This window comes from Paenibacillus brasilensis (assembly GCF_009363115.1).
In the GTDB taxonomy this organism is placed as follows: domain Bacteria; phylum Bacillota; class Bacilli; order Paenibacillales; family Paenibacillaceae; genus Paenibacillus; species Paenibacillus brasilensis.
Window position 1 is genome coordinate 2,453,215 of record NZ_CP045298.1, and the last position, 11,786, is coordinate 2,465,000.

Sequence of the window (11,786 nt, forward strand, 5' to 3'; positions counted from 1 at the left end):
AACCCCTCCTGATTTGAAGCTTTCGGGTGGAATCATTCCAATCTCGTGCAATGGGTAAATTAACATAGATAACTTCCTTGACAGGGGATTGGACACGGGGTAAACTATTGCTTGGGCTTATGATTGATTCACTTATATGTTTGCTTTTTTGTATAAAAGTGCCCCGTACTACGGGAGTGCTTTTTTGTTTTTTATAGGGGTGTTTTCACTCATGAAAGAGGGCTAAGGGCGGCGGTATGGAAATTAAATCCGCTGCCTTCTTCATGGATGATAATCCGTGTAAACGGGTTACGATAACATCATAATGTCGCCTGAATTTTGCATTTTATCTAGGAGGGTTTTGAACAGTGACAAAGTATATTTTTGTGACAGGCGGGGTTGTGTCTTCCTTGGGCAAAGGGATTACGGCAGCTTCACTGGGAAGGCTTTTGAAGAACAGGGGACTAAAGGTAACGATCCAAAAATTTGATCCTTACCTGAATGTCGATCCGGGCACCATGAGTCCTTACCAGCACGGTGAAGTGTTCGTAACGGATGATGGTGCGGAAACGGATCTTGACCTGGGACACTATGAACGCTTTATTGATATTAATCTGTCCAAGAACAGCAATGTCACAACAGGCAAAGTATATTCGAGCGTAATCAGCAAAGAGCGTCGCGGAGAATATTTGGGCGGTACAGTACAGGTTATCCCTCACATTACGAACGAAATCAAGGAGCGCGTGTACCGCGCAGGCCGCGAAGCAGGTTCGGACGTCATTATTACAGAAATTGGCGGTACAGTAGGCGATATTGAAAGCTTGCCATTTTTGGAAGCTATTCGTCAGCTTAAAAGCGAAGTTGGACGTGAGAATGTAATGTACATTCACGTAACGCTTATTCCTTATATCAAAGCTGCTGGTGAGGTTAAAACCAAACCAACTCAGCACAGTGTAAAAGAACTACGCAGCATCGGCATTCAGCCTAACGTCATTGTTTGCCGTACAGAGCACGAACTGTCCTCCGATATGAAGGCCAAAATTGCGCTGTTCTGCGATATTGATGCGAACGCTGTGGTAGAATGTCGCGATGCTTCAACTCTCTATGAGGTTCCGTTGAACCTGCGTGAAGAAGGCTTGGACGAAATCGTCGTTAACCATCTGAAGCTGACAACCCCTGCGCCGGATATGACGGAGTGGGAAGGGCTAGTTGATCGAATCAGCAAGCTGGATAAAACGGTCGAGATTGCCATTGTCGGTAAATATGTCGCATTGCATGATGCGTATTTAAGCGTGGTTGAGTCACTTTCCCACGCCGGCTTTGATGCCAATGCGGACGTGAAGATCCGCTGGGTGAACGCTGAAGAAGTGACAGACGAGAACGTAGCGGACATGCTGGGTGGCATTGGTGGTATTCTCGTGCCGGGTGGCTTCGGCGATCGCGGGATTGAAGGTAAAATCAGCACGATCCGTTATGCGCGCGAGAATAAAATTCCATTCTTTGGTATTTGTTTGGGTATGCAGGTATCTGTTATTGAGGTTGCCCGTTCTTTGGCTGGTCTTGAAGGAGCCAACAGCTCGGAGATCAACCCAGCTACGGATTATCCTGTTATTGACCTGCTTCCTGACCAAAAAGACATCGAGGATTTGGGCGGTACGATGCGTCTTGGCTTGTATCCGTGCAAACTAGTGGAAGGCTCCCTTGCTGAGGCTTGCTACAATGACGAGCTGGTATACGAAAGACACCGTCACCGGTACGAATTTAATAATGAATATCGCGAAGTGATTGAAAAAGCAGGTCTTCGTATTTCTGGTACTTCACCGGACGGACGTTTGGTGGAAATTGTTGAGCTTCCAGACCATCCATGGTTCCTGGCAGTACAATTCCATCCGGAATTTACTTCCCGTCCAAACCGTCCACAACCTTTGTTCCGTGAATTTGTAAAAGCAGCATTGCAGCTTCAAGGTTAATACAACGACCCTTAAAAGACCTCTTGAGAGGTCTTTTTTTTTACCCCATGATTCCTGATTATGAAAGAATATTCCACAATTATGTATAAGAGAAGGATTTTCTTTTTGCAGGATCGAATATAGTTTTAGGTATGGGACGGATATTGTACGTCATCGGACGCTGTTATGGCAATAGCTGCATGATCCTCGTTTTAAGATCTTAGGAGGTTAAAACATTGGAAAAGAAGAAAGTATTAATCGTCGATGACCAGAATGGAATACGGATTTTACTGATGGAAGTGTTCGGGAGTGAGGGTTATGAGACCTTTCAGGCGGCGAACGGGAAAATTGCACTTGAAATTGTTGAAAAGGAACCGCCGGATTTGGTGCTGCTGGATATGAAAATTCCGGGTATGGATGGACTCGAAATTTTGAAGCATTTAAAAGCCATGAACCCTGATATCAAGGTTATTATGATGACAGCGTATGGTGAACTGGACATGATTAAAGAGGCGACGGAGCTAGGTGCGCTTATGCATTTTACCAAGCCCTTTGATATTGACGAAATGCGAATTGCTGTGAACAAACAACTCAGGGACGACTAGATCAGTCATTTTGGTTAAGAACTCTGTTAGCAAACAGGGTTTTTTGTTTGTGTTTATGGGAAATACTGAAAGTAAATCCTCTCCTTATACAAATCTATGATAAAACGGCGTCCTGAGCGTGATTTTTGTATGTGTTGATATGCAAAAGCTTGTTTAGTATTTAATATGGGTTGTGGTATAATAAGCCCGTATGTGATGTCGGCTAAAAAGATAGACAAACCCAAACACCTTTAGGAGGACGTAACCATGCCATTGGTATCTATGAAAGACATGTTGAACAAAGCACTCGAAGGAAAATATGCAGTAGGTCAATACAACATTAACAACCTCGAGTGGACTCAAGCTATTCTGGGCGCTGCTGAAGAAGAAAAATCCCCTGTAATCCTGGGCGTTTCTGAAGGCGCAGCTCGTCACATGGGCGGATTTTACACTGTTGTTAAAATGGTTGAGGGACTTATTCATGACATGAAAATTACGGTTCCAGTTGCAATTCACTTGGATCATGGTTCCAGCTTTGAAAAATGTAAAGAAGCGATTGATGCTGGTTTCACATCTGTTATGATTGACGATTCCCATAGCCCGATTGAAAAAAATATCGAAACAACGAAAAAAGTTGTTGAATATGCACATTCCAAAGGCGTTTCCGTTGAAGCCGAAGTTGGAATGGTTGGCGGTCAAGAGGATGATGTTGTAGGTGACGTAATGTACGCTAAGCTGGACGATTGTGTACGTATCGTTAACGAAACAGGTATTGATACACTGGCTCCTGCACTGGGTTCCGTTCATGGACCATACAAAGGCGAGCCAAACCTTGGCTTTAAAGAAATGGAAGAAATCCGCAATGCTGTGAAACTGCCACTCGTTCTTCATGGCGGAACAGGTATTCCTACACATGACATTAAAAAATCCATTTCCCTGGGTACTTCCAAAATCAACGTAAACACTGAAAACCAAATCGCATTTGCGAAAGTGGTTCGTGAAGTGCTTGCTGCGAAACCAGATGCTTACGATCCACGTACATTCATCGCTCCAGGTCGTGAAGCGATCAAACAAACGGTTATCGGTAAAATTCGTGAGTTCGGTTCCAACAACAAAGCGTAATAACGAGTGAACTAGTGAACTGGTCATGCTGTTGCATGGATAGATCCATTTTTTATTGTAGATGTAATTCTGCTGCACAAAATATTTAATTTTGTATAGTTGAATAGTTTGGTATGGAAAGCACACCGCTTAGCCGGTGTCTTTCCATTTTCACCACTAAAAAGTTGAAATTTCGTTGTTTAGTTCATGGTTTGACCGACTGCAAAACACGTAGGGGGACCCTCAAGCTTATGGAAAAATTGATGATCACCGGTGGACGGCCGCTTCAAGGTACAGTTTCCATCAGCGGTGCCAAAAACAGTGCCATCGCCTTGATTCCCGCCGCCATTCTGGCAGAGTCGGAAGTCATTTTGGACAATTTGCCGCTGTTGAGTGATGTGGCGGTGTATTCCGAAATATTAGAGGAACTTGGTGCAACGGTTGCCTGGGAAGGTAGCCAGATGAAAATTGATCCATCCTCTATTAAATCCATTCCTATGCCGAATGGACCGGTTAAGAAATTACGAGCTTCCTACTATATGATGGGAGCCATGCTGGGCAGATTCAAGGAAGCGATTATCGGTTTGCCAGGAGGGTGTAATTTTGAACCCCGGCCCATTGATCAGCATATTAAAGGTTTTGAAGCGCTGGGTGCTACGGTGACAAATGAGCACGGTGCTATTCATTTGTATGCCAAAGAGCTGCGTGGTAACAAAATTTATTTGGATGTCAGCAGCGTAGGAGCTACGATTAACATCATGCTGGCGGCCGCACGTGCCAAAGGCGCCACAATTATTGAAAATGCGGCTAAAGAGCCTGAGATTATAGATGTAGCAACTCTGTTAAACTCCATGGGGGCCATTATTAAGGGCGCCGGAACGGAGACGATCCGTATTGAAGGCGTATCTGAGCTACATGGCTGTCGTCACTCCATCATACCTGACCGCATACAAGCGGGGACATATATGATTGCTGCTGCGGCTACCCGTGGCAATGTATTGATCGACAACGTCATTCCCAAGCATATGGAGGCCCTTACTGCAAAAATGCAGGAGATGGGTATTGGCATCGAGGAATATGACGAAAGTATTCGTGTACTCGGTGCGTCTCGTTATGAACATGTCGACGTTAAAGCCTTAGTTTACCCCGGATTCGCCACGGATTTGCAATCTCCTATGACCAGCTTGCTTACTCAGGCGCAGGGTGTTAGTGTATTGAGTGATTTCGTGTACAGCAATCGTTTTAAGCACGTCCCTGAGCTGGTTCGAATGGGGGCTAAGATCCGCGTAGAGGGTCGGTCGGCCATCATTGAGGGCGGTCGTTTGAATGCGGCCAAAGTCAAAGCGGCTGATCTGCGAGCTGGAGCAGCACTTGTCATCGCTGGTCTTACGGTGAGTGAAGGTGTAACCGAGGTGACAGGTGTCGAATATATTGACCGTGGTTATGATCACCTTGTCTCCAATCTTCGTCATTTGGGCGCGGATGTATGGCGACAGACAGAATAATTTTAACCATACTTTATTTTGGACTCCCTGAACGGATAAACAATAGAAGGGGTAAGCTCTATGCAGCCGCTGCTTGATACAAGATTGTGGTTCATACCTAATAATCTTTTATCGGAAAACCGGAATAATCCGGTATAATCCAGGCAGACGGCTGCATAACTTTATTTGTTTTGGTTAAAATTATGTTAATGGTGTTTATGATATCATTGTCTATCATTTAGATGTATGAATGGACTTAATAATTGAATAGGTGGTTATTATATGGATCTGCAAATTTCCGATCTGGAAGAAATGAAGCTGACCGACCTGTACAAGCTGGCCAAGCAATACCAGATCCCGTACTACGGAACGCTCAAGAAGAAAGAATTAATTTTTGCCATCCTGCGTGCGCAAGCTGAGAAGAGCGGATTGATGTTTATGCAGGGGGTTCTGGAAATACTTCCTGAAGGCTATGGCTTTCTGAGGCCAATTAATTATCTCCCGAGTACCGAAGATATTTACATCTCTGCTTCACAAATCCGTAAGTTTGACTTAAGAACAGGCGATCTTGTATCGGGTAAATGCCGAACGCCAAAAGAAAATGAACGATATTTTGGATTGCTTCAAGTTAACGCAGTTAATGGAAGAAGCCCTGAGCAAGCTGCTGAGCGGCTACATTTTCCTGCACTGACTCCACTGTATCCGCAAACCAAATTAGTCCTTGAAACTTCCCCCAACCATTTGTCTACGAGAATTATGGATGTACTGGCCCCTGTCGGACTTGGACAGCGCGGACTCATTGTGGCACCTCCCAAAGCCGGGAAGACACTTCTCCTCAAAGAAATTGCCAATAGCATTTCTACCAACAATCCCGAGATTGAGCTTTTTGTCTTGTTGATTGATGAACGCCCTGAAGAAGTGACCGATATGCAGCGTTCTGTTAAAGGTGAAGTTGTGGCTTCTACATTTGATGAACTTCCTGAGAATCACATCAAAGTAGCAGAGTTGGTATTGGAGCGTGCGTTGCGTCTTGTGGAGCATAAAAAAGATGTTGTGATCCTGCTGGACAGCATTACACGTTTGGCTCGAGCGTACAATCTCGTTATCCCTCCATCCGGTCGTACTTTGAGTGGGGGTATTGATCCGGCGGCCTTTCATCGTCCGAAGCGCTTTTTTGGTGCGGCGCGGAACGTGGAGGAAGGCGGCAGTCTGACAATCCTTGCTACAGCGTTGATTGATACAGGATCACGGATGGATGATATCATCTATGAAGAGTTCAAAGGTACAGGCAACATGGAGCTTCATTTGGACCGCAAACTGGCAGAACGTCGTATCTTCCCTGCCATTGATATTCGTCGTTCAGGTACACGTCGCGAGGAAGTGCTGTTGAGCAAGGAAGAACTGGATACCATTTGGGCTATTCGTAAAAATATGACGGAAAGTCATGATTTTGTGGAAGGCTTCCTCAAAAAGCTGCGCAACAGCAAAAATAACGCCGAATTTTTGGCTTCGTTTGATTTGACACCTTCTGGTGGATCATCCGGCGGCTCAGGCGCCCAACAACGGAGAACCACGCGTTCTACTGCAGCGTCGGTCCCGGCCTCGACCAACTAAACCCAATCCATGTATTTTATCTGTTCCGTAAGACCGCGACCGTTACGGTTCATTCTGTTAATGGTGTGTAGCTTGACGGAGCGAAAGGAGTTCCATAATGTATTTGGTGTATGCCGACGAAAAAGGCAATGTATATGATCATGCTTCTTTGTATGGGCTTGCCCGCAGTGCAGACATGATTGTTGAAATCATGGAGGATGAGCTTATTCCGCTACCGGAAGGAGCTACGCTGGTAGGCTTGCCCAACACCCGCCCGGTCGGTATGAACCCTGAAACTGGGGAAATGGTCTCTCTTCCTGGAGATATGCAGGCAGTAGGTGCATTGTTGCCGCAAGGTTTTACACGATTATGTCTGCCGGGATATGTGAAAACCGATAAAGAATATAAGCTGCCCTTGTTCGGTTATTCTGCCGTAGTCTGGAAAGATGGAGCATTTTATGTAACCGCAGAGCAGAGCGACAGTCCATCCAAATGGAATCCGGAAAACTGTGACCGTCATCAGGTCAAGCTGGGGGTTCAGCGGATGACGGAGCAATATCCGGAAAACCGACTGTACCAACATTTGTCCAACTGTGCGTTAGGCTATGAATGTCTTACTTCCTCCAACACATTCCTGAATCGCTGGGAGGGAGGGGTTCCGGTATCTTATTCTTGTAATGCCGGTTGCTTTGGCTGTATATCTGAACAACCGGATGACAGCGGCTTTGTATCTCCGCAGACAAGAATGAATTTTCGCCCCCGTGTTGAAGAAATTGTAGAGGTCATGCTGGAACATTTGAAAACACCGGAATCCATTATCAGTTTTGGGCAAGGTTGCGAAGGCGAGCCTTCCACTCAAGCCAAGCTGATTATTGATGCGATCAAAGAAGTGCGTTCCGTTACGGATATGGGATATATCAATATCAACACCAATGCGGGGTTGAACGATCATATCCGGGGCATCGTAGATGCAGGTCTTGATCTGATGCGGGTCAGCACAATCAGTGCGCTGGACGATCATTACAATGCTTATTACAAGCCTAGAGCCTATACGTTAGCCAATGTAGAAAAATCACTCCGATATGCCTCTGAGCAGGGTGTATATACGTCGATTAACTATCTGATCTTCCCGGGTGTAACTGACCGTGAGGAAGAAATAGAGGCGATGATCGAGTTCGCCAAGCGTACTAAACTCAAGCTGATTCAGATGCGTAATTTGAATATTGATCCTGAAAGCTATTTGGAGCTGATTCCACCTGCCCAAGGAGATATACTTGGCATGAAGCAAATGCTTGAGATTTACCGGGAAGAGCTGCCTGATGTTGTTATCGGGTCCTACACTCATGTACCTCCGCCAGGGCAGGCACGTCCTAAATTTGCCAGAGCTTAAAATGGCCGATATTACCTGAAATACACCTGTTTTACGCCAGTTTTAGATGCGCAAAACAGGTATTGAAACACTTATATTCAAGTGCTATAATGTGAACATGTGTTCATACAACTCTGGACTGATAGGACGTTCAGGGCGGAAAGAGGTGAAAGTTAATGCAACAAGCTATTCAACCGAAATATAACGTAACTAACGTTACTTGCGCTTGCGGGAATTCGTTTGAAACTGGTTCTGTGAAAGAATCTTTGCGTGTGGAGATTTGCTCCGCTTGCCATCCGTTCTTCACAGGTAAGCAGAAGTTTATTGATGCTGGTGGACGCGTGGATCGTTTCAAAAAGAAATACGGTATCTAATGAGTTACCACAAGTTATAAAGTTATTAGAGCCTTCTGCAATTGCAGAAGGCTCTTTTTGTCGGTATTTGCTATTTGCTTTTTATACAGCCATGAGATATACTTATTTTCACCGTGCTAGATGGGGAGGTAGCGGTGCCCTGTAACTCGCAATCCGCTATAGCGAGGTTGAATTCCTGTTAGAGGTGTTGTTGATGTGAGGCTGGTCCCTGCGCACAATGTTGACGGTTGGGTCCTCCGCAATGAGTACTTGTGAACCTGGTCAGGTCCGGAAGGAAGCAGCCATAAGCAAGCCCACTCTTGTGCCGGAGGGTTGCCTAGCCCGAGTTGTTGTTCAGGGTTGCCGCTCGGATCACAACGATCAATAACAGGTGCACGGTTTATATCTGGAATCAGAACATCTTGGCAGTCAATGCGAAGATGTTTTTTTGTGTTTATAAATTGGAAGGTGTCTGGTTTAGATTCGGACAGGAGTATAGTATAATGAAGTGACTGTGAATGGTCATGAAAGTGAATGGGAAAGAGGGTAACGCGCATTGGAACATATAGCGTTGTACCGTGCTTGGCGGCCTCAGGCCTTCAAAGACATGGTAGGACAACAGCATATTATCCAGACATTGCAGAACGCCATTCGTGAAAATCGCACGTCCCATGCTTACCTGTTCAGTGGTCCACGAGGAACGGGGAAGACAAGTGCGGCCAAAGTTTTGGCCAAGGCAATCAATTGCGAGCATGGACCTGCACCGGAACCTTGCAACGAATGCGAAGCCTGTAAACGGATCACGGCCGGGGCAGTTATGGATGTACAGGAAATTGATGCAGCCTCCAACCGGGGCGTTGAAGAGATTCGTGATTTGCGCGATAAAGTCAAATATGCGCCGACAGAGGTGCGGCATAAGGTTTATATCATTGATGAGGTGCACATGCTGACGACGGAAGCGTTCAATGCGCTGCTGAAGACGCTGGAAGAGCCACCGCCACATGTTATGTTCATATTGGCGACGACTGAACCGCATCGAATCCCGGCGACAATTATTTCGCGCTGCCAGCGTTTTGACTTTCGGCGGATATCGCTGGAAGAGCAGACAGAACGACTTGACCTAATATGTCGACAGGAGAATATTCAGGCTGATACAGATGCACTGCAGTACATTGCGCGTCTTTCAGATGGCGGGATGCGGGATGCGGTCAGCGTTTTGGATCAGATAGCCTCGTTTACAGACGGTCGGGTTACCTATCAGCAGGTGTTGGATATGACAGGAGGCATTGCGTCCGAGCAATTTGGTAAGCTTGCCCTGGCGCTGCTGAAAGAAGACGTAGGCACGGTTCTTCAAATGATCGAGAACTTTATGCAGGAAGGCAAAAGCGCCGATAAGTGCATGGAGAATCTCTTGTACTATTTCCGGGATCTGCTTATGATCAAGATGGTGCCGCAGGCGACTAAAATGACAGAGCGAGTGTTGGACCCGGAGCAGTTCAAGGAAGTAGCAGATGCTTTTACCAAAGAACAACTCTTTGGGATGATCGACACTCTTAATCGTTATCAGAGTGAGATGAAATATGCTGTTCAGCCACAAACTTTGTTTGAGGTGGCTCTCTTGAAACTGTGCAGCATTCCGGGAGAAGTGGGAGCTGTTGCTCAGTCGACAGCACAGCACTCTAGCGCTGCTGATCAGGGAGATGTAGCAGTGTTGAAGCGTCAGCTTGCTGAACTGGAGAAAAAGCTTGAACGCGCGTTGCAAGGTGGATTAGCCATCGGAGCAGGCCAAGAGGCATCATCCGGTGGTCGTCAGGTTTCCGGTGGTCGTGCGCCTGCTCCAAGAATTTCTGCTCCAGCCAAGCTCCCTCCTCAGCTGGATCGTTATATCGCTGAGAAGTCGAGCGAAGCATTTGCAGCGACAGGGCGTAAGTGGAGTCAGATTTTGCAAGGAGTCAAAGAGGCGAAGGTCACGGTTCATGCGTGGTTTATGGACGGTGAGCCTGTTTCTGTATTAGAGGACAGCGTACTGGTAGCCTTTAAAAACAATATTCATCGTGAAACTACTGAAAAGCCTGCGAATAAGCAAGTTATTGAGAAGGTTCTGCATGAGCAACTGGGTCATCCTTATCGTCTGGTGACGATGATGCAAAAGGATTGGAATGCTGCGATTGAAGGAGTTTCCGATCAGCCTGCCGAAGAATTCCAACTGGAGCCGGAGCAAGATACGCCGGGAAAGTCCAAAGAGCCCTGGATTGATGAAGCTATTCAGCTCTTCGGGGAAGATCTGGTCGTCATTAAAGATTAAATCAAAGTTATACTTCATTAAAGGAGATGATTGAAATGAATAATATGAACCAAATGATGAAGCAAGTGAAAAAAATGCAGGAGCAAATGCTGAAAGCCCAAGAGGAGCTTGGTGAAAAAGTAATCGAAGGTACTTCCGGCGGCGGTGTTGTGACTGTAGAGGTAAGCGGGCATAAAAAAGTGTTGTCCATCACAATCAAACCGGAGGCTGTAGATCCTGATGATGTAGAAATGCTGCAAGATCTCGTACTGACTGCGGTCAATGATGCTTTGTCCAAAGCAGACGAATTGGCTAATAACGATATGGGGAAATTTACAGGCGGTATGAAAATTCCGGGCTTGTTCTAGTCTGCCGCAAAAAGGAGAAACACGCTATTGTATTATCCGGAGCCGATTGCAAAGCTAATTGATGCTTTTACGCGCCTACCGGGAGTGGGGCCGAAAACGGCTGCCCGGTTGGCTTTTCACGTACTGAAGATGAAGGAAGATGATGTAATTGATTTTGCCAAGGCGCTGGTCAATGTAAAACGTAATCTTCACTTCTGTTCAGTCTGCGGCAATATTACGGACACCGACCCTTGTCGGATCTGTCAGGATAAGACGAGGGATGCCTCCGTCATTTGTGTTGTTCAGGATTCTAAGGATTTGGTTGCCATGGAGCGCACCAAAGAGTTTGATGGTCTTTACCATGTGCTCCACGGAGCAATCTCTCCAATGGAGGGAATTGGCCCTGAAGATATCAAGCTCAAGGAATTACTGAATAGGCTCAGTGATGAACGCGTCAAGGAGTTAATTTTGGCGACGAATCCGAACATAGAAGGAGAAGCCACGGCCATGTACATTTCGAGGCTGGTGCGTCCTTTTGAGATTAGGGTTACTCGTATTGCTCACGGATTGCCAGTCGGTGGAGATTTGGAGTATGCCGATGAGGTTACCTTGTCCAAAGCGCTGGAAGGCCGCAGAGAGCTCAATTAACAGGTGTATTATACGTTATAGATATAAGTGATAAATGTCTTATGGACATTCTGAACACGCTAGGGGAGCCGCTATGGCTCCTTTTTGTTTGTAAT

10 protein-coding genes and 1 other RNA gene are annotated in these 11,786 nt (G+C 46.1%); all 11 read left to right on the forward strand.

What is annotated here, in order from left to right:
* Positions 1-347 precede the first annotated feature (347 nt).
* Entirely contained in the window at positions 348-1,949 is a 1,602-nt protein-coding gene (locus GCU48_RS11490; protein WP_025719748.1) for a CTP synthase, read from the forward strand.
* Between the two features lie 215 nt (positions 1,950-2,164).
* A complete protein-coding gene (locus GCU48_RS11495) occupies positions 2,165-2,533 on the forward strand; it encodes a response regulator (protein WP_025719750.1) in 369 nt (122 codons plus the stop codon).
* Between the two features lie 246 nt (positions 2,534-2,779).
* Positions 2,780-3,634 (forward strand): class II fructose-1,6-bisphosphate aldolase, encoded by an 855-nt coding sequence (gene fba / locus GCU48_RS11500; RefSeq protein WP_010346584.1) that lies wholly within the window; start codon positions 2,780-2,782, stop codon positions 3,632-3,634.
* Between the two features lie 230 nt (positions 3,635-3,864).
* The gene (locus tag GCU48_RS11505) at positions 3,865-5,118 is read left to right on the forward strand and encodes a UDP-N-acetylglucosamine 1-carboxyvinyltransferase (RefSeq protein WP_152380091.1); all 1,254 of its coding nucleotides are present in this window, start codon (positions 3,865-3,867) and stop codon (positions 5,116-5,118) included.
* Positions 5,119-5,379: 261 nt separating this feature from the next.
* On the forward strand, positions 5,380-6,711 hold the full coding sequence (gene rho, locus GCU48_RS11510) for a transcription termination factor Rho (RefSeq protein ID WP_025719755.1): 1,332 nt from the start codon (positions 5,380-5,382) through the stop codon (positions 6,709-6,711).
* 97 nt (positions 6,712-6,808) lie between these two features.
* Positions 6,809-8,080, forward strand: coding sequence for a radical SAM family protein (locus tag GCU48_RS11515; protein ID WP_152380092.1), 1,272 nt, complete (start codon positions 6,809-6,811; stop codon positions 8,078-8,080).
* A gap of 155 nt (positions 8,081-8,235) precedes the next feature.
* Positions 8,236-8,433: a 50S ribosomal protein L31 gene (rpmE, locus tag GCU48_RS11520; protein WP_025719758.1), complete on the forward strand. Its 198-nt coding sequence runs from the start codon at positions 8,236-8,238 to the stop codon at positions 8,431-8,433.
* Positions 8,434-8,544: 111 nt separating this feature from the next.
* Positions 8,545-8,811, forward strand: an RNA gene (ffs, locus tag GCU48_RS11525) — signal recognition particle sRNA large type.
* Between the two features lie 157 nt (positions 8,812-8,968).
* Complete coding sequence (gene dnaX / locus GCU48_RS11530; protein ID WP_152380093.1) at positions 8,969-10,717, forward strand: DNA polymerase III subunit gamma/tau; 1,749 nt, start codon at positions 8,969-8,971, stop codon at positions 10,715-10,717.
* Positions 10,718-10,752: 35 nt separating this feature from the next.
* Positions 10,753-11,064, forward strand: a complete 312-nt coding sequence (locus GCU48_RS11535) for a YbaB/EbfC family nucleoid-associated protein (RefSeq protein ID WP_025719762.1) — start codon at positions 10,753-10,755, stop codon at positions 11,062-11,064.
* Positions 11,065-11,091: 27 nt separating this feature from the next.
* A complete protein-coding gene (gene recR / locus GCU48_RS11540; RefSeq protein ID WP_007428122.1) occupies positions 11,092-11,691 on the forward strand; it encodes a recombination mediator RecR in 600 nt (199 codons plus the stop codon).
* Positions 11,692-11,786: the final 95 nt, after the last annotated feature.

Excerpts from the sequence above, each read along its gene's own strand:
- rho (WP_025719755.1), top strand. The coding sequence starts at position 5,380 with ATGGATCTGCAAATTTCCGATCTGGAAGAAATGAAGCTGACCGACCTG.
- GCU48_RS11505 (WP_152380091.1), top strand. The coding sequence starts at position 3,865 with ATGGAAAAATTGATGATCACCGGTGGACGGCCGCTTCAAGGTACAGTT.
- GCU48_RS11535 (WP_025719762.1), top strand. The coding sequence starts at position 10,753 with ATGAATAATATGAACCAAATGATGAAGCAAGTGAAAAAAATGCAGGAG.
- fba (WP_010346584.1), top strand. The coding sequence starts at position 2,780 with ATGCCATTGGTATCTATGAAAGACATGTTGAACAAAGCACTCGAAGGA.
- GCU48_RS11515 (WP_152380092.1), top strand. The coding sequence starts at position 6,809 with ATGTATTTGGTGTATGCCGACGAAAAAGGCAATGTATATGATCATGCT.
- rpmE (WP_025719758.1), top strand. The coding sequence starts at position 8,236 with ATGCAACAAGCTATTCAACCGAAATATAACGTAACTAACGTTACTTGC.